The sequence below is a fragment of the Hymenobacter sp. UV11 genome (assembly GCF_004684095.1).
Classification (GTDB): domain Bacteria; phylum Bacteroidota; class Bacteroidia; order Cytophagales; family Hymenobacteraceae; genus Hymenobacter.
Genome location: NZ_SRII01000006.1, coordinates 130,706 through 150,976, shown reverse-complemented (window position 1 = coordinate 150,976; position 20,271 = coordinate 130,706). Strand labels below are relative to the sequence as shown.

At 61.4% G+C, this 20,271-nt stretch carries 18 protein-coding genes; 10 read left to right on the top strand and 8 right to left on the bottom strand.

From position 1 onward, the window contains the following. Window positions 1–962: 962 nt before the first annotated feature. Window positions 963–1,778, bottom strand: coding sequence for a phytanoyl-CoA dioxygenase family protein (locus E4631_RS12665; protein ID WP_133656827.1), 816 nt, complete (start codon window positions 1,776–1,778; stop codon window positions 963–965). Between the two features lie 422 nt (window positions 1,779–2,200). Between E4631_RS12665 and E4631_RS12660 the strand changes: the two genes are divergently transcribed. From E4631_RS12660 to E4631_RS12650, 3 genes are all read left to right on the top strand, one after another. Then, the gene (locus E4631_RS12660; protein WP_240734855.1) at window positions 2,201–3,739 is read left to right on the top strand and encodes a hydroxymethylglutaryl-CoA reductase; all 1,539 of its coding nucleotides are present in this window, start codon (window positions 2,201–2,203) and stop codon (window positions 3,737–3,739) included. A 113-nt stretch (window positions 3,740–3,852) separates the two neighbouring features. Then, on the top strand, window positions 3,853–4,578 hold the full coding sequence (locus tag E4631_RS12655) for a DUF2975 domain-containing protein (protein ID WP_133656829.1): 726 nt from the start codon (window positions 3,853–3,855) through the stop codon (window positions 4,576–4,578). Next, window positions 4,578–4,823, top strand: a complete 246-nt coding sequence (locus E4631_RS12650; protein WP_133656830.1) for a helix-turn-helix transcriptional regulator — start codon at window positions 4,578–4,580, stop codon at window positions 4,821–4,823. The genes E4631_RS12655 and E4631_RS12650 overlap by 1 nt, the downstream gene beginning before the upstream one ends. Here E4631_RS12650 and E4631_RS12645 read toward each other — a convergent pair. Beyond that, complete coding sequence (locus E4631_RS12645) at window positions 4,820–6,526, bottom strand: S41 family peptidase (RefSeq protein ID WP_133656831.1); 1,707 nt, start codon at window positions 6,524–6,526, stop codon at window positions 4,820–4,822. The two genes, E4631_RS12650 and E4631_RS12645, sit on opposite strands and share 4 nt — an antisense overlap. A 313-nt stretch (window positions 6,527–6,839) precedes the next feature. On the opposite strand from E4631_RS12645, the gene ruvX reads away from it, so the two are divergent. The 3 genes from ruvX to E4631_RS12630 all read left to right on the top strand — a co-directional run bounded on the left by ruvX (window position 6,840) and on the right by E4631_RS12630 (window position 9,019). After that, window positions 6,840–7,274: a Holliday junction resolvase RuvX gene (ruvX, locus tag E4631_RS12640; protein WP_133656832.1), complete on the top strand. Its 435-nt coding sequence runs from the start codon at window positions 6,840–6,842 to the stop codon at window positions 7,272–7,274. Next, window positions 7,271–7,891, top strand: coding sequence for a peptide deformylase (def, locus tag E4631_RS12635; protein WP_133656833.1), 621 nt, complete (start codon window positions 7,271–7,273; stop codon window positions 7,889–7,891). Before ruvX ends, def begins: the two co-directional genes overlap by 4 nt. A gap of 150 nt (window positions 7,892–8,041) precedes the next feature. Next, entirely contained in the window at window positions 8,042–9,019 is a 978-nt protein-coding gene (locus tag E4631_RS12630; protein ID WP_133656834.1) for a zinc dependent phospholipase C family protein, read from the top strand. Window positions 9,020–9,064: 45 nt separating this feature from the next. Here the strand turns inward: E4631_RS12630 and E4631_RS12625 are convergent, their stop codons facing one another. From E4631_RS12625 to E4631_RS12610, 4 genes are all read right to left on the bottom strand, one after another. Further along, window positions 9,065–10,474 (bottom strand): MFS transporter, encoded by a 1,410-nt coding sequence (locus E4631_RS12625; RefSeq protein WP_205704239.1) that lies wholly within the window; start codon window positions 10,472–10,474, stop codon window positions 9,065–9,067. A gap of 83 nt (window positions 10,475–10,557) precedes the next feature. Further along, window positions 10,558–12,360 (bottom strand): alpha-amylase family glycosyl hydrolase, encoded by a 1,803-nt coding sequence (locus tag E4631_RS12620; RefSeq protein WP_133656835.1) that lies wholly within the window; start codon window positions 12,358–12,360, stop codon window positions 10,558–10,560. 26 nt (window positions 12,361–12,386) lie between these two features. Beyond that, window positions 12,387–12,821: a GxxExxY protein gene (locus E4631_RS12615; RefSeq protein ID WP_133656836.1), complete on the bottom strand. Its 435-nt coding sequence runs from the start codon at window positions 12,819–12,821 to the stop codon at window positions 12,387–12,389. A gap of 47 nt (window positions 12,822–12,868) precedes the next feature. Next, window positions 12,869–14,755 (bottom strand): alpha-amylase family glycosyl hydrolase, encoded by a 1,887-nt coding sequence (locus E4631_RS12610; RefSeq protein WP_133656837.1) that lies wholly within the window; start codon window positions 14,753–14,755, stop codon window positions 12,869–12,871. Between the two features lie 237 nt (window positions 14,756–14,992). Between E4631_RS12610 and glgP the strand changes: the two genes are divergently transcribed. The 3 genes from glgP (at window position 14,993) to E4631_RS12595 (ending at window position 18,234) form a co-directional block, all read left to right on the top strand. After that, complete coding sequence (gene glgP / locus E4631_RS12605; RefSeq protein WP_133656838.1) at window positions 14,993–16,639, top strand: alpha-glucan family phosphorylase; 1,647 nt, start codon at window positions 14,993–14,995, stop codon at window positions 16,637–16,639. A gap of 208 nt (window positions 16,640–16,847) precedes the next feature. Then, window positions 16,848–17,510 carry an SOS response-associated peptidase gene (locus E4631_RS12600; protein ID WP_133656839.1) on the top strand — a complete coding sequence of 221 codons (663 nt, stop codon included), beginning with the start codon at window positions 16,848–16,850 and terminating at the stop codon, window positions 17,508–17,510. 40 nt (window positions 17,511–17,550) lie between these two features. Then, on the top strand, window positions 17,551–18,234 hold the full coding sequence (locus E4631_RS12595) for a DUF4468 domain-containing protein (protein WP_133656840.1): 684 nt from the start codon (window positions 17,551–17,553) through the stop codon (window positions 18,232–18,234). Window positions 18,235–18,244: 10 nt separating this feature from the next. On the opposite strand, the gene E4631_RS26785 is transcribed toward E4631_RS12595, so the two are convergent. After that, window positions 18,245–18,373: a hypothetical protein gene (locus E4631_RS26785; protein ID WP_262709793.1), complete on the bottom strand. Its 129-nt coding sequence runs from the start codon at window positions 18,371–18,373 to the stop codon at window positions 18,245–18,247. A gap of 59 nt (window positions 18,374–18,432) precedes the next feature. Between E4631_RS26785 and E4631_RS12590 the strand changes: the two genes are divergently transcribed. After that, the gene (locus tag E4631_RS12590; RefSeq protein WP_133656841.1) at window positions 18,433–19,635 is read left to right on the top strand and encodes an alpha/beta hydrolase; all 1,203 of its coding nucleotides are present in this window, start codon (window positions 18,433–18,435) and stop codon (window positions 19,633–19,635) included. Here E4631_RS12590 and nth read toward each other — a convergent pair. Further along, window positions 19,566–20,258: an endonuclease III gene (gene nth / locus E4631_RS12585; protein ID WP_133656842.1), complete on the bottom strand. Its 693-nt coding sequence runs from the start codon at window positions 20,256–20,258 to the stop codon at window positions 19,566–19,568. The genes E4631_RS12590 and nth overlap by 70 nt on opposite strands. Between the last annotated feature and the right edge of the window lie 13 nt (window positions 20,259–20,271).

Here is a 20,271-nt window from a genome sequence, read left to right as displayed (position 1 = left end):
TTTATGCACTTGACGCTCCCTAACGCCTTAGCTGCCAAAAAGAAACCGGCCGATTCGGAATTACCAAATCGGCCGGTTGAAAAACTTCAGACTCTACCAGGCCGGGGCGGGGCAGAGATACGGAAACCAGACGGGGTGGGACGACGACTGGGTAAGCGAAGAATGGTGCGAAACCGGCTGGGGTGGGACGACGGCCGGCTAGTAGTGTGTGGGGTGAAACCAGCCGGGGTGGGACGACGGCCAGGCATCAGAGTGTGGGGTGAAACCGGCTGGGGTGGGACGACGGCCGGGTATCAGAGTGTGAATGTGAAGCCAGTTGGGGTGGGACGGCAACTGGCTAGCAGAGTGTAGAGTAGTCAACTACCAGGCAACTGGGTGGGACTCGTTAGCTGGTAGCGGGAGCAATATTACGACAAAAAAGTAAAACGCGGTAAGTGTTAGCTCACCTTTTTAGGTAAGTAGACACTCACCTTTCACTTTTTCGAATCAATCTCTTGTAAGTCAGTATTTTGAATAAACGTGTAAAATTATGGCATTTGTAATAATCGTATTATTTTTTTTGCGGCCGGGTATTTTGTGCAGCGCAGTCGCCTAATAATAGATGACCTACCGAAAACCACGCGAAGGCTCGTCTTGCAGTGTTATGGTGCTGCAAGCCGCTCGCAGCCAAACAAAAAGCCCTTCCCCGGAGTGGAGGAAGGGCACAAACGATACCGGTGGTTACATGCTGCTATCGACCGCTGTTTTTTTGGCCATGCTTTCTGGTACCACGCTCGGGAGGCCCGCCGACACCTGGTTGAGCAGCCCCGGAATTACTTCCGCTTCACCGCAAACAATGCTTGCCGCAACGTATGGGTGAGATGCTCCTCCAGCTTCAGCTACTTAGAGCAGCCCCACAGGCCATAGCCCGCATCACTGGCCAGCACGGCCAAGCCATCAAGAGCTTGTTGGTTAGTGCGTAGCTATTTTACCAAGTGCAGGAAGCGCAGGTAGAAGGGAGTAGGGCTTTCTTCGCTTTTGGGCTGGTACTTGCCCCCGATGATGGGCACGTACATCACGCGGCGGCGCGACTCAGCACCCACCAGCGGCGACTGCGCCACGCGGTGCCACATGCGGCCATCGTGCACGGTGAGGTCGCCGGGCTCGGTTTCCACGGCTATTTCGTTGGGGTCGTAGAAAACGTCCTTGTAGTATTTTTTGCGAAACAGCATCTTGCCCAGGCCCTGGCGGTGGGTGCCGGGTATCAGGCGCAGGCCGCCGTTGGTGGCCTTGGTGCCGTCGAGGTGCAGGCCCACGTTGAGCATGGGCCGGATGCGCTTGCCATAAAAAACATCGCGCAGCGAGTCGGTGTGCCAGCCCATCTGGCTGAATTCGGAGCCTTCGACGTTCACGTAGTGGTTCACTACCAGGCCATCGCGCTCATTTTCGCCTACGCGGCCTTCGGGCATTTCGAGCAGCGGAAACAGGGCTTCGAAGCGGGGGTCCTGTAGCAGCTCGTGCAGTACGGGGCTGTGTTGCGAGGCAAAGGCGAAGCGCTGCACAATGGGCGAGCCATCAACGTCTTTGCCATATTTGATGGGCACGCCGTTTACTTTGTCAACGTGGTTAGCCAGCCAGTTGTCTTGCACTTGATGCGTGGCTTTAAGGTAGGCCTGCACCTGCTCGGAAGAAGCAAAGGGCCGGAAATGAAGAAACCCGTATTTAGAAAAGAAAGCCCGCTGTTCGGCCGTCAGTTCCTGGCCGAGAGTAAAGCGCGGATAATCGGATAAGGATGCCATAGAAGGAAAAGCTGGCGGAAAGAACTCCCGGCTGCCTTGGGATTCGAATGAAAGGGCAAAGATACGGCAGTGTTGCGTGGCAAAGTCATGAACGAGAATGTTCTGTAAAGATGCCGTGCGGCCTATAACCGCAGGATGCGAAGGAGGTTTGCCATAGGCGCTGGTTTTGGTCACAATTGGGTAATTTTCGCGGCTCACCGGCACCTGCTTTGGGCTGCCTGGGCCAGTTGGGGCGTAGCGCTGGCCCGCGCACTACTACCCCGAAGCCTGCCTACCCGCCAGGGCATCCCCCATTCTGCCGCGTGGCGCACAAAATACAGGGGGGCGCCTACCCCTGCGGCGCTCGCTACCGTAACGTTAATTGTCGCGCTTTCTGTCATCCTTTTTACCCTGCCCTCCCCATGGTTTTCACCCCTAGCCCCATGCTTCTCAAATTGCTCTACAACCGGGGCAGCCTCCACAATTTGCCCGAGGGCCAGGGGGTAGCGTTCAGCATCAAGAACCGCCTGGATACGGTGCAGCTAACGGGCCTCAAGCAGGTGAAAATAGGGGAGGTGGTGGTGCCGGCCACGCACATGCAGCTCGACCTGGGGGGCGGCGAGCTGCGGCCCGGCACCAGCTTGGGTCCCGGCAGCCAGGCTATTGAGCTGCCGGTGGGCCGCACCATCACGTTTGTGTTGAATACACCCGCGCTGGCCGAGGGCATGCACCAGTTGCAAGCCGAATTCAGCACCGATGCCTTTGGCGAGCTGAGCGTAGAGATAGAAGACGCCATCGTAAGCCAGGATAGCCGGGTGCGCATTCCGCGCTCCGAGCAGGACGACTACGCTGAGGCGGCCATTCAGGCCCGGCAGCGGTTTGCCGAGCAGTTTACGGAGCAGCAATTCAAGCACTTGAAAAACTACTCCTTCGACCCCCACGAACTGCAGGGCAATTGCGAGCATTTTGTGGGGGTAGCGCAGGTGCCGGTGGGCCTGGCCGGCCCGCTGCACGTGAACGGCGAGCACGCGCAGGGCGAATTTCTCATCCCGATGGCCACCACCGAGGGCACGCTGGTGGCCAGCTACAACCGCGGCATGCAGGTGCTCAACCTGTGCGGCGGCGTGAAGTGCACCGTCATCGGCGATGCCATGCAGCGCGCGCCGGTGTTTGTATTCGACGATGCGCGGGGCGCCCGTGACTTCGGCCGCTGGGTAGCCGAGAGCCTGGAGCTGATTCGGCCCGAGGCCGAAAGCACCTCGCGCGTGGCCAAGCTGCAATACATTGATACGTACCTCAGCAACAAGTTTGCCTACTTGCGCTTCAACTTTTCGACCGGCGACGCGGCTGGCCAGAACATGGTGGGTAGGGCCACCTTCGCGGCCTGCTCCTGGATTTTGGAGAACTACAAGGGCGCGCCCGTCCGACACTTTTACCTGGAGTCAAACTTCGCTACCGACAAAAAAGCCAGCCAGATAAACGTGATGCGCACCCGCGGCAAGCGCGTAGTGGCCGAGGCCACCATCCGGCGCGACGTGCTGCAGCAGCGCATGCGCGTGACGCCCGAGCAGCTGGCCTACCACGGGCAGGTGAGCAACGTGGGCGCCTTCCTGAGCGGGGCTAATAACAACGGCGCGCACTCGGCCAACGGCATCACGGCGCTCTTCATAGCCACCGGCCAGGATGTGGCCAATGTGAGCGAATCGAGCGCGGGCGTGCTCTACTCGGAAGTAACTAAGGAGGGCGACTTGTATATCAACATCACCATTCCGTCGCTCATCGTGGCCACGCATGGCGGCGGCACTGGCCTGGCCACCCAAAACGAGTGCCTGCGCATGCTGGGCTGCGTGGGCCAGGGCACGGTCTACAAGTTTGCCGAAATCGTGGCCGGCGTGGTACTGGCCGGCGAGCTAAGCCTGGGGGCCGCCATCAGCAGCAGCGACTGGGTGAGCAGCCACGAGCAGTACGGCCGCAATCGGTAGGCTAGGGCTATTGGGTAACAATAAATAATTATTGTTTATCAACCTATTTTTATTGTTTTTCAATAAATAAATGCCTTTCTTTGTGGCGTCTTACTCCCTCAAGAACTGCTGCCATGAAACCTGCTTTCCTTTTCTACATTCTGCGCGGTGCCCAAGCAATGATGTGGCTGATTCAACTTATGACGGGCGTGATGACACTAGCGCTAGCTGCGAAAACCTACGACCTAGCCACCACCCAACAAACCGAGGTGCGGCTGCGGCTCGATACTTTCCGGCCCAACCTGTTCGGCTTTTGGCACGATACGCAGGCCGGCTTTGAGGATGGCCAACGGAGTAAGTCGCGTGAGCAGCGCGGCCCCCTGGCGGCCCTACCCCCCACCGCGGGCTTCGAGCTGGCGGCTGACCCCCACGCGCCCCTGCTGCGCTATCGCGAGCCCAGTGCCGGCAAGCGCGCCGCGCTACTAGCACTGGGAGCGCTGGACGATGGCCTCTCGATAGCGGGGCTGGTGTTTTTGGGGGGCAGCAGCTGGCTGCTGCTGGGGCTGCTGCGCGACGTGACTTCGGACACGCCCTTTACGGCGGCGAATGGTCGGCGGCTGCTCTGGCTGGCGCTGCTTCTGTTTGGGCTAAACCTCTGGCGCTACGTAGCCTACGCTTTGGTGTGGGCCGTTGTGCCAGCCTACCGCGCAGCCGGGCTGGCCGGGCCGCTCAGCCACTACGTGCGGCTCAATACCGATGAGTTGGTGCCGGGCTTTGAAGTGGGCTTTATCCTGCTCATCATCGCGGCCGTGTACCAGCGTGGGGTTGCCTTAAGCCGGGAAGCCGAGCTTGTTATCTGATGCCCATTATCGTAAACCTTGACGTGATGCTGGCCCGGCGTAAGATGTCGCTGAGCGCCCTGGCCGAAACCGTGGGCATTACCCTGGCCAACCTATCCATTCTCAAAAGCGGTAAAGCGAAAGCGGTACGCTTTAGTACGCTGGCCGCCATTTGCCAGGCGCTGGACTGCCAGCCGGCCGACCTGCTCGAACACCGCCCCGACCCCGCCGACCTCAGCAAGCCCGCCGCGGACGACCCGGCCTAGTGCCCGCCCAGCAGCGCCAGCTGCGCGGTGCTGTCCTGCACCACGCGTAGCGCCTGCTGCAGCTCCTGGTCATCGTCGCGCCAAATGGCGCTGGCTGCCTCGGGGCCGTAGGTAATGTGCGCGATGCTGGCCTTGATAATCGTGCGCAGGGCCGGCGCGCAGCGACGCAGGGCGGCCGGGTCGGGGCGCTGGCCCGCCAGGGCCGCCAGTCGGGCCAGCCCATCCAGCTCGGTGTCGGTGACGCGAAAAACGGCCTGGTACTGCGTAAAGCGCAAGCCCACCAGCTCTACCTTATGCTGCTGATAAAAGGCCAGCGCGTAGGCTTGCAGCACGCCGGTCCGCTGCAGGCGCTGGTAGTAGGCTGCCTGGTGCAGCGTATCGCGGGCCACGAATACGTCGGGCATGATGCCGCCGCCGCCGTACACTACCCGGCCGTGGTCGGTGCGAAAGCGTTGGCCCGCGGCAAATTGCGCACTATCGGCCGAGGCAAACTCGCCGCGCTGCTGGCGCTCCGCCAGTTCGTGGTTGTAGGTTTCCTTATCGGAGCCGTAGGGCTTCTGAATGCAGCGGCCGGCCGGCGTGTAGTAGCGCGCCACCGTGAGGCGCAATTCACCACCCTCATGTAGCATGATGGGCTGTTGCACCAGGCCCTTGCCAAACGTGCGGCGGCCCACCAGCAGGGCGCGGTCGTGGTCTTGCAGGGCGCCGGCCAGCACCTCGGCGGCCGAAGCGCTGTTTTCATCCACCAATACCACCAGCGGCTGCTGCTCCCAGTCGCCGGCCACGTGGGCGTAGGTTTGGGAAGCGTATTGCTCGTCCTTACCCACCGTGTACACGAGTTTGCGCGAGCCGGCGATAAACTCATCGGCCAGGCGGGTAGCGCGGTCGAGGTAGCCGCCGGGGTTGCCACGCAGGTCCAGCACCAAGCGCTTCAGGCCTTGGCGCTGCAAGTCGGCCAGCTGGGCCTTAAACTCCTCGTAGGTACTGGCGGCAAAGCGATTTATTTTAATATAGCCCGTTTGCTTATCCTCCAGTAGCACGCCCGGCTCGACCGACGCATTGGGCAGCCGCCCGCGGTTGAACTGAAAATGCAGCGGCTGCGGCTGGCCGCGCCGGGCCACCACCAGGCTCACGCTGCTGCCGCGCGGGCCGCGTAGCAGCTGCCCTAGCTGCCCCTGGCTCAGGTGGGTGCCGGCCACGGGGGTAGGGCCCACACGCAGCAGCTGGTCGCCGGGCAACAGTCCCGCCGTGCTGGCCGGGCCGGCGGGCAGCGTCGTCACCACGGTAGCGGTATCGCGAAAGAGGTTGAATTCCAGCCCTACCCCGTCAAAGCTGCTCTGCAAAAAGGCATCGGTCTGCTCGCGGTCCTGGGCTCTTATATAAACGGAGTGCGGGTCGAGCTTACCCAGCAGCTGCGCCACGGCGTAGTTGGTGAGCCCATCGGCATCGACCGAGTCCACGTAGTCGCGGTCGATGTAGTTCAGGATTTCCTTGTAGCGCAGGTAGCCGCGGGCCGTGGCTTCGGGGTTCTCAGTCTGGGGTCGAAACGGGTTTGTACCCAGAATAATCCCAATTCCCAGCGTGAGTAGCGGCGCCACTGCCAGGCGCCAGCGTCGGCGCCCCATAGTGCCCCTATCCCGTCCCGGCACCACATCAGGCACTGCCGCGGAAGCATCAGCCGGTCGCTTAAAGGGTAGGGACATAGAGATGGCGGCGGCGCGTAAAAATTTAATCTAACCGCGAGAACGGGCTTTTACTTAGCAAATTTATTGTATTCTACCTGGCCTCGGTGCTGCCGACTAGGGAGTTAGGCTATTTTCGAAGTTGGCCCCTACATTTTGTTGTTAAAATTCAAAAGCTCGCCTTGCTCCGCGCGTTGGCACTCAGGGAGGGGGTAGGGGCCTTGCTACTGCGCAGCTTGCCTGGGTGGAGCCCTGCCCGCTGCCGCGGTGGTAGCTGTTGCGGTAGTCCGCACCCTGCGGCGGGTCCGTATCTTTGCAGCTTTCCCGCTAGTCTATGTCTCCCACCGCTCTTGGCCGCATCCTTGCTATCGACTACGGCCACAAGCGCGTGGGCCTGGCCATTACCGACCCACTTCAGCTGATTGCTTCGCCCCTGGATACCATTCACAGCCAGGACTTAGTGAAGTTTGTGCTCGACTACCACCTGCGCGAGCCGCTGGCGGCCGTGGTGGTGGGCATGCCGCGCACGCTGCTCAACGAGCCTACCGACTCGACCAGCGCCGTGGTGGGCCTGCTGCGCCGCCTGCGCCGCGAGCTGCCAGCCGTGCCCATCCACGAAATCGACGAGCGCTTTACCTCGCGCCTGGCCAAACAGGCTATGCTGGCCGGTGGCCTGGGCCGCAAAGCCCGCCAGGACAAGGCCACCGTTGATAAGGTGAGCGCGGCGCTTATTCTCCAGTCTTTTCTAGAATCCCCTTTGCATCCATGATTCTCCCGATTGTTGCTATCGGCGACCCCGTTCTCAAAACCCTCGCCAAAGAACTGCCCTCCGACCTGCCCGCTGCCGAGCTTACTAAGCTGGTAGAAGATATGTTCGAAACCATGTACTCGGCCCACGGCGTGGGCCTGGCTGCCCCGCAGATTGGCCGCAGCGTGCGCCTGTTCGTGATGGACTCGGGTCCCATGCTGGGCCCCGACGAAGACGACGAGGACGACGAGCCCGTGGAAGTAGCCGCCCCCGACGAAATCATCGAAACACCCATCAAGCGCGCCTTCCTCAACCCCCAAATGCTGAGCGAAACCGGCGAGGCCTGGGGCTTCGAGGAAGGCTGCCTCAGCATTCCTGGCGTGCGCGAGCTCGTGCAGCGCTGCCCCAATATCGTGCTGCGCTACGAAGACGAAAACCGCCAGGTGCGCGAGGAATCCTTCAGCGGCATGGCTGCCCGCATTATCCAGCACGAGTACGACCACCTCGAAGGTATCTTATTCACCGACAAGCTCTCGGCCTTCAAAAAGCAGCTGCTGAAGGGCAAGCTCGCCCGCATCAGCAAGGGCGATGTGAAGCACGAGTACCGTATGAAATTCCCGACCGCCGCGCGCCGGTAGGGGGGTAGGGCGTTGGCTTTTAGCTCAAAACCTGGTCTGACCGTGAGGTAGGCCAGGTTTTTGCGTTTTCACCAATCTATCGCGCCAGGAGTAGGGGGTAGGGCGCTGATGAAGCGAATCGTAGCTTTAGGTTTCTATAAATAATGGCGCATGAATAGACTTTTTACTTACTGCCTGCTGCTCACGCTGGTGCTGCCCGCGCCCGCCCGGGCCTGGGGCTTCTTCGGCCACCGGCTGCTCAACCGGCTGGCGGTGTACACGTTGCCGCCTGAGATGCTGCCCCTCTTCAAGGCCAATATCGACTACCTCACCAACAACGCTACCCGGCCCGACTCGCGCCGCACGGTGGTGCCCACCGAAGCGCCGCGCCACTTCATGGACGTGGACGTGTACGGCGACAGCGCCCTTACCCGCCACGGCCTGCCCCGCGCCTACGCCGATGCCGTGGCCCTGGCCGGCGGCGAAGACTCGCTGCTGCACCACGGCATCGTGCCCTGGCAGGTGGCGCTCATGAAAAACCAGCTCACCGCCGCCTTCCGCGACCAGGACACCGACCGCATCCTGTACCTGGCCGCCGACCTGGGCCACTACGTGGCCGATGCCTGCGTGCCGCTGCACACCACCCGCAACTACAACGGCCAGCTCACCGGCCAGCGCGGCATCCACGCGCTCTGGGAGTCGCGCCTGCCCGAGTTGCAAGCCGCCGACTACGACCTGCTCACCGGCCCCGCGCCCTACCTGGAGCAGCCCACTGAGGTGGCCTGGGCGGCCGTGGCCCGCGCCCACGCGGCCGTCGATTCGGTATTCCAGATGGAAAAGCTGGTGTCGGCCGAGCTGCCCGAAGACCGCAAGTTCAGCTACGAGCAGCGCGGCAACCAGACCATCCGGGTCTACTCGCGCGAGTTCAGCCTAGCGTACCACCGCCGGCTTAATGGCCAGGTTGAGCGCCAGCTTCGCTACGCGGCGCGGCTCATCGGGGCCTTCTGGTACACCGCCTGGGTCGATGCCGGCCAGCCCGACCTCACGGGCCTCGACCAGCAGCCCTCGGCCGCCGCGCAGCTGCAAGCCGCCCAGGAAGCCAAGGCCGCTGCGGTGCCCCCTACCCCCCTGCCGGGCCACGACGAGTAACCGGCCATGAAAAAGCCCGCCGGATTGGGCGGGCTCTTGTAGTGATTACAGGTGCGAGCTGTCGCGGGCCAGCGCATCGTAGCCAATGCGCACGTGCTCGTCTTCGAAAGGAAAAGGGGCCGCCTCGTTGTCGTCCACGCGCAGCGTGAGCAGGCCGGCAATGATGAGCAGCACCCCGCCCAGCACCACTACGTTGAGCGGGTCGAGGGAAGGAAACTGTTTCATCAAGGCGGGTAGGCCGAGGGAAGCGCACACCTGGGGCAGCACAATAAAGCCGTTGAATACGCCCATGAAGTGCCCCATCTTTTTGGCCGGAATAGCGCCGGCCAGCATGGCGTAGGGGATGGAGAGGATGCTCGTCCAGGCAATACCTACGCCCACCATCGCTACCAGCAGCATCCAGGGTTGGGTGATGAAAGCGATAGAAAACAGCCCCAGGCCGCCGGCCACCAGGCAGAGCAGGTGCGTCAGCTTGCGGTTGAGCTTACGGGCCACCACCGGCAGCAGCAGGCTAAACGCCGCCGACACACCGCTGTACATGGCAAAGGCCTGCCCCACAAAGTTGGCCCCTTCATTAAAGGCCGACGACTTGGCATCGGTAGTGTGAAACAAGTGTTTGGTAACGGCCAGGGTAGTGAAAATCCACATGCAAAACAGCCCGAACCAGGTAAAGAACTGCACCGGCGCCAGCTGCTTCATCACCTTGGGCATGTGCGCTATACCCGAGTAAGTTTCTTTCACACCCTGCCAGAACGTAGTGCTGTTTTTCTCCTGCGCAAAGGCGTCGAGGTCTTCCGGCGGGTACTCCTTGCTAGTAACCACGGTGTACACTACGCACAGGAAAAAGGCCGCTGCTCCCAGGTAATAGGCAAACTTTACCGAGTTGGGCACGATGCCGTCGGGCGCTTCATTAGCCACCCCCAGGCTCGTAAGAATACTCGGCAGCAGCGAGGCTATCACCGCCCCAATGCCGATAAAAAACGACTGCATCGCGAAGCCGCTGGTGTGCTGCTCGCTGGGTAGCATGTCGCCCACAAAGGCCCGGAAGGGCTCCATGGAAATGTTGATGCTCGCATCCATCACCCACAGCATGCCGCCGGCTATCCACAGAGTAGGCGAGTTGGGCATAATGAGCATGGCCAGCGAAGCCAAAATGGCCCCTACCAGAAAGAAAGGCCGCCGCCGCCCCCAGCGTGGGCTCCAGGTGCGGTCCGACATGTAGCCGATGATGGGCTGCACCAGCAGCCCGGTGAGCGGGGCCGCCACCCACAGAATGGGGATGTCATCGGCATTGGCACCCAGGTTCGAGAAAATGCGGCTCGTATTAGCATTTTGCAGCGCAAAGCCAAACTGAATGCCCATAAAGCCGAAGCTCATGTTCCAGATTTGCCAGAAGCTGAGGCGGGGCTTAACGCGTAGCGAGCCGGACGAGGCTACTGCAGTGGACGCGGCCATAGGGGGTAGGGAGGCGAGAGGTGGGAGAAAAAGAGATTGGAAATTACGCCGCGCGGTTGGCTTTGCCCTGTGTGGCCCGCCAGCTAGCGCGGCTTCAATTCGAGAACCAGCGCCGCCAGCGGCTCCAGCGTCAGGCTGAGGCTGGGCTTAGGGTCGCCGCCGTTCAGCAGGTCGCGGTAGGTATAGAGGTGCTGCGGGTCGAGGCCCATGCGCTGGAGCACTTGGGCCGGAATGAGGAGAGTAGGGCGGTAGGTTTTGGTATCGCTGAAGTTGACTACCACCAGCACCTGCTGGCCCTTAGTGTAGCGCAAAAAGGCGTACACCTTCTGCTGGTCGTATTCCTTGCTGAGGTTGTTGGCGTCCTGCAATTCGTAGAACTGGCCTTTGCGGATGGCTTCGCTGCTGCCCGCCAGGTTCAGCAGGCGCTTGTAAAAATCGCGCAGCTGCTTCTGCTCGGCGCTCAGCTTAGCGCCGTCCATCTTGCCCTGGTTCAGCCACTTCTGGTGCTCGGGCACGCCCCAATAGTCGAAAATGGTGGTGCGGCCATCGGCCCCCGAAAAGCCCTCGCTACCCAGCGCGGGCTCGGCCACCTCCTGGCCCATGTAGAGCATCACGGGCCCGCTGCCCAGCGTGGCCGATACCGTCATGGCTGGAATAGCGCGGCGCGGGTTGCCCGCAAACTCTTTGGAAGCAATGCGTTGCTCGTCGTGGTTTTCCAAGAAGCGCAGCATATGCGAGCCGTAACCGCGGCTCTCCGTTTTCCACACGTGGGTGATGTCGTCGGTGGTGCCCTCCTGGCGCATCAGCCGGCGCAGGCCGTCGTAGAGGCCCACCTTGTCATACAAGAAATCGAAGTGACCCTTGGTGAGGTAGGTGGCGTACTCCTTGGCGTTGTAGGCTTCGCCAATGAAAATGAGGCCGGGCTTCACCTTCTTCAGCTCCGGAATAACGTAGGCCCAGAACTCGACGGGCACCATCTCAGCCATGTCGCAGCGGAAGCCGTCCACGTCTTTCTTCGACCAGAAAACCAGGATGTCGCGCATCTTCAGCCAAGTGTCGGGCACCGGCTCGAAGTGCATCTGGCGCCCATTTTGGTAATCGACGCCGTAGTTGAGCTTGATGGTTTCGAACCAGTCATCAACGCTTGGCGCGGCCGAAAACACGTCGTTGCCAGTAGCCTTGGCCGGAAACTCGTTGTACTTGCCATCCTCGCCCGGCGCGTGTAGCGGCCCCAGCGGGTTGTAGCCGGCGGGTACCGTAAAGTGCTGGCCCGGCAGGTAGTAGAAGTTGTTGTTGGGCGCGAAGGCCTTGGTTTTGTCGTCGTGCGCGCCCAGGTCTACCACGCCCGCCGGCTTGGCGTCAGAGTGGTACGAGCGCGCCACGTGGTTCGGAATGAAGTCCATCAGCACTTTCAGCCCGTGGGCGTGGGTGCGCTTGATGAGGGCTTCGTACTCGGCCATGCGGGTTTTCTTGTTTACGGCCAGGTCGGGGGCCACGTCGTAGTAGTCCTTCACGGCGTAGGGCGAGCCGGCGCGGCCCTTCACCACGTCGGCATCGTCGGCGAGCAGGCCCGATTGGGGGTAGCTCGTCATGGTGGCGTGTTCGAGCACCCCGGTGTACCACACGTGCGACGCACCCATCTCCTTGATTTTGGTCAGCGCCAGGTCGTTGATGTCGTTGAACTTACCGCAGCCGTTTTCGAGCACCGTGCCGTAGGGCTTGTTCAGGGCCACCTTGTTGCCGAAGAGGCGGGGTAACAATTGGTAGATAACGAGTTTGTTATCCTGGGGTATTTCGTCGGTGGTGTTGGGGTCGTTATCGGCCACGGGAGAAGTGGTAAAGGCGGATAAAACCAGCAGGCTAGCCGCTAGTAGTAGGTTTTTCATGTGCGCCGGGGGTCGTTCTTTTGGATTTAGCCCGCAGAGGGCGCAGAGGATTTCGCAGAGGGCGCAGATTGTTCTTCTAGGCCGTTCACTTTGCGGAAGATGCCGCTTTTAATGTAGGGCACGTTGAAATTGATGAGCAGGCCCAGCTTGTAGCCGGATAGGCGGAGGTAAGTCAGCAACTGCATATGGTGAATTTCAAGGAGCACTTCAACCGATTTCAACTCGACGACTACCTTATTTTCGACTAGTAGGTCCATGCGGAATCCGTTTTCCAGACGTAAGCCGTCGTATACCACCGGCAAAGCCACTTGAGTCTTCACGTCAAGACCCAGCTTACGCAGCTCATGAGTAAGTAGCGTCTCATAAACTGATTCCAGTAAGCCCGGCCCTAGCGTCGTGTGCAAGGTATAGGCCGCCTTCCGAATCAGGTAGGAAATATCATTCTCGTGCTTCTGCGTCATCTGCGAAATCTTCTGCGCCCTCTGCGGGCTAAATCCAAAAGAACGAACTATTTCCGCAACTCCACCACCCACACGGTGTGCGCCGGCACGGTCAGCAACTTCAAATCTGAAATCCCTACCCCACTCACCACCTCCACGCCAGAAGTAAAGCCACCCGTGCGCTCGGCGTAGCGCGTGCCGTCCACCTTCTTCGTTTCCTTGGTGTTGTTAGCGATAACCATCACGCACTCCCCATTTTCATTATAGCGGAAATACGTGTACACCCCATCCTGCGGAATGAACTGCATCAGCTTGCCGCTCGACAGAACCGGGTGCGACTTGCGGTAATTCGCCAGCTTGCTCACGTAGTCGAAGGCCTCGCCCGCCTGGCCCGGCCGCGATTTGAAGTAGTCCACCTTATCGCCGGCCCAGCCGCCGGGGAAGTCCTCGCGCACCTTGCCGTCGGGGTCCGAAAAATTCTTCATTAGCACCTCCGTGCCGTAGTAGAGCTGCGGCGTGCCGCGCAGGGTCAGGAGCCAGGCAATACCCATCTTGTACTTGGCAAAGTCTTCACCGATAACCGAGTAGAAGCGGCTCATGTCGTGGTTATCCAGAAACGGCACGTTGCGGGTGGCATCCACGTACATCCAGTCGCCCTGCAAGGCGTGGTAGAGCTTGTTGAGGTCGCCGCCGTCGCCCTTAAGCACGTCGCCGATGCCGAAGCAAATCTGGAAGTCGAGCACGCCCGGCAAGTTCGACTTGAAGCCGTTGACGGGCGGGAAGATATTCTGTGCGAAGAAGGCCTGCTCGGCCTCGGTGCCCTCCCAGGCCTCGCCAAACAGCGCCAGCTTGGGGTATTCCTCGCCAATCGCCTTGCCCCAGTCCATCAGGAACTTGGGCTCCGAGTAGGGGTAGGTATCAATGCGGTAGCCGTCGAGGCCGGTGCTCTCGACCCACCACAAAAAGTTCTGAATCAAATACGTAGCTACCAGCGGGTTGCTCTGGTTTACATCGGGCATGGTAGTGTCAAACCAGCCGTCGTTTTCCAGCATCCGGTCGCGCTTCGAGGCGTAGGGGTCGTTGAGGGTGAAGGCGTTGTAGTTGCTGCGCGTGAAGGTGGGGAAGGCGTGAAACCAGTCGGCCGCCGGCTTGTCCAGAAAAAGGTGGTGGTAGCTGCCCCAGTGGTTGAGCACGATGTCCTGCACCACCTTCAGCCCGTCGGCGTGGGCAGCCTTCACAAACTGCACGTACTCGGCATTCGTCCCGTAGCGCGGGTCCACCTTGTAGCAGTCCGTCACGGCATAGCCGTGGTAGCTGGCCTTAGGCATATCGTTCTCCATGATGGGGGTAGGCCAGATGGCGGTGGCCCCGAGCTGCTTGAGGTACGCAAAGTGGTTCTGAATCCCTTTCAGGTCGCCGCCGTGGCGGGCATACATTGAGTCGCGGGCGATGTGGTTGACGCGGGTGCCCTTCACCACGTCGTTTTTCGGGTCGCCGTTCGCGAAGCGGTCCGGCATCAGCATATAAATAAAGTCGGCCTGCGTGAGGCCCTGCGTACGGGCCGGGTCTTGGTTGCGGGGCCGCAGCTCGTAGCTGTACGCGAAGCTTTTATTGCTCTTAAACTGCAGCTTGAGCTGGCCGGGCTGGGCCTGCGGGCTCACCGTGAGGTTAACAATCAGGTAGTTGGCGCTTTCCAGCTTCTCGAAGCCGTCAAGCGTCACGCCGGGGTAGGTGGCCAGCGTCACCTGGTCGGCCGCAATGCCGGGCGCATTCACCAGCAGCTGTAGCTTAGGGTTTTTCATGCCCACAAACCAGTAGGTGGGGTCGATGCGAACGGGGGGGGTAGGGCGAGCCGCCGGGCTGGCCAGCTGCGGAAGCGAAACGGCCACGGCCGGACTAGCTTCCAGCAACAAAACGGCCGCCAAAGGGGCCAACAACGCGCGAAAAACGTGCATAGCGCAGATAATTAAGAGAGAAAGGTGGGAGAAAGAGTAAAAAGCCGCGGAGTAAAAAAGAGGCGCGGGCAGACCAAAAAAGGGGCATTTTGTTCCGCAAACCATTGCGGAGCTACCGCCACTGCCTATTACCCAAAGTACGCTGACTTGCCCGGCCACGCCGCTAGCTTTGGGCCGCGGGCCCTTCCTTTGCACCTGCGAACTCACTTAGTAACAACTCGCTACTATTTTTTTCACATGGCATTTCAATTCAAAATGGCTGCTCCGGCGGCCAAATACAAGGCGGCGGCGGCGTACTTCTCGATGGAGTTTGCCCTCGACCAGAGCCTGAAAATCTATTCCGGTGGTCTGGGCTTTCTGGCCGGCTCGCACATGCGCTCGGCCTACGAGCTCAAGCAGAACCTCGTCGGCATCGGTATGCTGTGGACCTACGGCTACTACGACCAGACGCGCAACCCCGACCAGACCATGAAAGCCGAGTTTCTGCACAAGCAGTACTCGTTTTTGGAAGACACGGGCATCGTGTTCCCGGTCACCATCCACAGCGCCGAGGTGCACGTGAAGGCCCTGTACCTGGCGCCCGAGACGTTTGGCACCGCGCCCATGTTCTTCCTCACTACTGATATTGAGGAGAATGACTACCTCTCACGCACTATCTCGCACCACCTCTACGACCCGGACGCCGCCACCCGCGTGGCCCAAAGCATTGTGCTGGGGGTAGGCGGTGGCAAGCTGCTCGACATCCTCGGCCGTCAAACCGATATCTACCACCTCAACGAAGGCCACGGCCTGCCACTGGCGTTTTTTCTCTACGAAAAGCACGGCCGCAGCCTGGCCGAGGTGCAGAAGCGCCTGGTGTTCACGACCCATACGCCCGAGCTGGCCGGCAACGAGGAGCGCCCTATGAAGCTGCTCACCGATATGAGCTTCTTCGCCGGCATGACGGAAGAGGACGTGCGCCGCGATGCCCGCATCGACGGCGATTCGCTCAATTACACGCTCACCGCCCTGCGTTTTGCCCGCAAGGCCAACGCCGTGAGCAAGGTGCACGGCGAGGTGGCCAACGAAATGTGGGGTCACTACCCCGGCATTTGCCCCATCATCTCCATCACCAACGCCCAGAACGGCACCTACTGGCGCGACCCCGCGCTGGCCGCCGCCAACAAGGCCAAGGACGACAAGGCCCTGCTGGCCCGCAAGCGCGAGATGAAGGCCGAGTTCTTCAAAATCGTGGCCGACCAGACCGGCACTCTGCTCGACCCCGATGCGCTGACCATCGTGTGGGCCCGCCGCTTTGCCGCCTACAAGCGCGCCGACCTTATTCTGCGTGATTTTGAGCGCTTTGTGAAGCTCGTGAGCGATGACTCGCGCCCCGTGCAGGTCATCTGGGCCGGCAAGCCCTACCCCAAGGACTACGGCGCCATCGACATCTTCAACAACATCATCCGCAAGACCAAGGACCTCAAGCGCTGCGCCGTGCTCACGGGCTACGAGCTGGCCCTGAGCGCCGAGATGAAAAAGGGCTCCGACCTGTGGCTGAACACCCCGCGCTACCCCCGCGAGGCCAGCGGCACCAGCGGCATGACCGCCGCCATGAACGCCAGCGTAAGCGTGAGCATCGCCGACGGTTGGATTCCGGAGTTTGCCAAGGATGGCGATAACTGCTTCATCATCAGGCACGCCGATGTGACGCTGCCCGACGCGCAAAAAGATGATATGGAAGCCGACAACCTGCTCACCGTGCTTGAAAGCACCGTGGTGCCGATGTACTACGACCAGCCCAAGCAGTTTCTGAAAGTGGTGAAAGCCGGCATGAAGGACGTGGAGCCCGAATTTGAAAGCGGCCGCATGGCCAAGGAATACTACGAGCAGCTCTATCGCTGATTTAACGGATTAAACGGATTGCGCAGATACGCCGCTGGCGCGGCTGGCTACGCCAGCGGCGTGCTTTGCTTAAGAATAAAAAAGCCGCCTTCGGGCGGCTTTTTTCGTAAACAGCCCAACCAACAGCAAGTCAGGCTAAAAACGCTTAGACAGCCGCGCCAGCGGCGTATCTGCGAAATCCGTTAAATCCGTTAAATCAGTGATTATTGTGTGTGGTCGTTATACCGTAATCTCGCCAGCGCCGGCACTGGCCAAGCGCTTCTCTGCTAAAGAAGCCCCTACCCCCCCGCCCAACTTCAACGCCGCGCCCTCGCAGGCGCTGCCCATCATCACCAACGCCGCGCCCCAGCAGATTCAACTGGTGCGCTGGGGCTTGGTGCCCAGCTGGAGCCGCGACCCGGCCAGCGGCCCCAAGCCCATCAATGCCCGCGCCGAAACGCTGGCCGAAAAGCCCAGCTTCCGGCAGCTGCTGGCGCGGCGGCGCTGCTTGGTGCTGGCCGACTCGTTCTACGAGTGGCAGGCCACCGAGCGGGGCAAAATTCCGCACCGCATTCTGCTGCAAAGTGAGGAGCCCTTCGCCTTCGCCGGCCTCTGGGACGAGTGGCTTGACCGCGCCACCGGCGAGCTGCACCCCACGTTCACCATCATCACGACTGAGCCTAATGAGCTGATGGCCACGCTGCACAACCGCATGCCCGTCATCCTGCCCGGTCCCGACGCCGAGCGCGCCTGGCTCGCCAACGACCTCGCGCCCGCCGCCCACCAGCAATTGCTCGTGCCCTACGCTACGGACCTCATGAAGGAATACGTCATCACCACCCGCGTGAACTCGCCCGCCCACAACGATGCCGAGGTGCTGGCTGCCGCGTAGCGAGGGGGTAGGGGAGTGGTAATCAGGTGCATATTTGGGTATGAAATTACTCCTGCTCCTGCTGCTCGGCGTCGGTTGCCTGCTATTGCCTGCCCACGCCCAGGGCCAAACCCTGCTTACTCCGCTGCCGGGCCTGCCGTTCGATAGCCTCACGCACCTGCCCTACTACCACGGCGTGGTAGCGGTGCCGGGCCTGTCGGCGGCCGAGCTGCAAGGGCGGGCCCGCGAGTGGGTAGCCCTCACCTTTCAGGACGCCCACCAGGTAACGCAGCTCGACGACCCGGCGCGGGGTGTGCTCATCGGGCGCGGCTACTCGCGGGTAGAAACGCATCCTGATGGTACCCAGGACATTGCTACCTACTCGCTCAGCTTTACGTTCCGGCTCGATTTTAAACAAGGGCGCTATCGCTACGAGTTGCGTGACCTGGGCTTTGTACCGGGAATAAGCCTGCTGGGCGGCAGCAGCCCCGGCAATAATGTCTACGATACCAATCAACTCGCAATAGAGCAGTTTGGGCGCCAATGGGCTGCTACGGCTACGCTGGCCGCTAGCTCGCGCCAATTGCTTTTCACTATCGACAATCCCACCAGCCGCCTCGATACCAGGCCCAATGGCAAGCCTAGTAAGACTTGGCCTCACATTAGCTTTGCCTTTGATACGGCATTGCACCACTTGTTAAACTCCTTGGCGCAGCATGAGCAAGCGCCGGTTGCCAGGTGGTAAGCGGCGCTACTTACAAAGCCGGCTTCACTTCCGGCACCACGCTGGTGCTGCCGGCGCGACTATCAGGGGCGAGGCCCTGGGTCACCACCAGGTAGCTGTGCACAGTGCGCTTTCCACCCAGTGGAGGGGGGTAGGACATGCGGCCGCTATTGCGCCCGGGAGCAGACCTTTGTAGCTCGCCGGCTGTTGCATCACCCCATGAAGAAAGTATTTTCCCGCCTGCTGGGCAGAATAAGGCGCAAGACTGCCCGCTTGCCGGTCACCATCTGGCTCACCAGCGTGCCGGCCAGCACGCCGGCCGCGGCCACCCTCTACCTCACCGGCTCGTGCAATGGCTGGACCACCGATGACCCGGCGCTTGCCTTCACCTTCGACCCCGCCAGCGGCAGCTACTACCTGGCCCTACCCCCCGGCCGGGGCACCCTGGACTACAAAGTGTGCCGCGGCAGCTGGGCCACCATCGAAACCGACGCCGACAACCGCGCCGTGCCCAACCGCCGCTACCTCTACAGCCAGGGCCCGCGCGAGCTGCGCCTGCAAGTGCTGAATTGGGAGGACCAGGGCGGTATCGTGCCGCTGCGGCAGCATTCGGCGTCGCCTAATGTGCACATTCTCAGTCCCGATTTTCCCGTGCCGCAGCTGCGGCGCACGCGCCGGGTGTGGGTGTACCTGCCTCCCGACTACGGCACCGGCGAGCGCCGCTACCCCGTGCTCTACCTGCAAGATGGCCAGAACGTGTTCGACCAGTACACGTCCTTCGCCGGCGAGTGGGGCGTCGATGAAACCCTCGACCAGCTGGCGGCCCACGGCCAGGACCCCACCGGCTGCCTGGTCATCGCCGTCGATAACGTGGATAAGCACCGCCTCGACGAGTACTCGCCCTGGCGCAACCCCCGCATCCGGCGCGGCGGTGAGGGCGAACAGTACGTTGATTTTCTGGTCGATACCCTCAAGCCATTCATCGACCACCACTACCGCACCCGGCCCGAGCGGGCGGCTACCTACGTGGCCGGCTCCAGCATGGGCGCGCTCATTGCCACCTACGCGGCGCTGCGCCACCCGGCGGTTTTTGGGGGGGTAGGGGCCTTTTCGCCGGCCTACTGGTTTGCCGGGCCGAGCCTGCTGGCCTACATAGCCCAGCACGCGCCGCGCCCCGATACCCGCTGGTACTTTGTGTGCGGCGCCCAGGAAGGCCCCTCCATGGTGCCGATGATGACTGCCGTGCGCGACGCCCTGCACACTGCGGGCGTGCCGGATAATAATTTGAATTTCAATGCTCTACCTGATGGCGTGCACGCCGAATGGTTCTGGCGGCGCGAGTTTGCCGGGGCTTACCGCTGGCTTTTGGCCGGCGCCTTGCCCGGCGCCGAGGCCGCTTTGCCCACTATTTCTTTGGCGTAATAAGCGCAGAAGTCGCTGAGCGGGCACGCGCTGCACTTGGGCGAGCGGGCCACGCACACGTAGCGCCCGTGCAAAATCAACCAGTGGTGGGCCTTCGGAATAACTTCCTGCGGAATGTATTTCACTAGCCCTTTCTCCACAGCCAGGGGGGTAGTGGCCGTTTTGGGCACCAGCCCAAGCCGGTGCGACACCCGAAACACGTGCGTATCGACCGCCATCGCGGGCTGGTTATAAATGACCGACACCACCACGTTGGCCGTCTTGCGCCCCACGCCCGGCAGCCGCTGCAGCTCCTCGATAGTGCTCGGCACCTCGCCGCCAAAGTCGCTGGTGAGCAGCCGGCCCAGGCCCGCCAGGTGCTTGGCCTTGTTATTCGGGTACGACACGCTGCGGATAAACGGAAAAATGTCCTCCGCCGTGGCTTCGCCCAGCGCGGCGGGGGTAGGGAACTGCGCCAGCAGCGCGGGCATCACCTGGTTCACGCGCTTGTCGGTGCACTGCGCGCTCAGCACTACGGCCACAATCAGCTCATACGGATTATGGTAGGCCAACTCGGTTTTGGGCTCCGGAAAGTTCAGGGTGAAGTAGTCAATAAAGCGGCGAAACCGTTCGGGGCGGGTCATAGGGGGTAGGCAA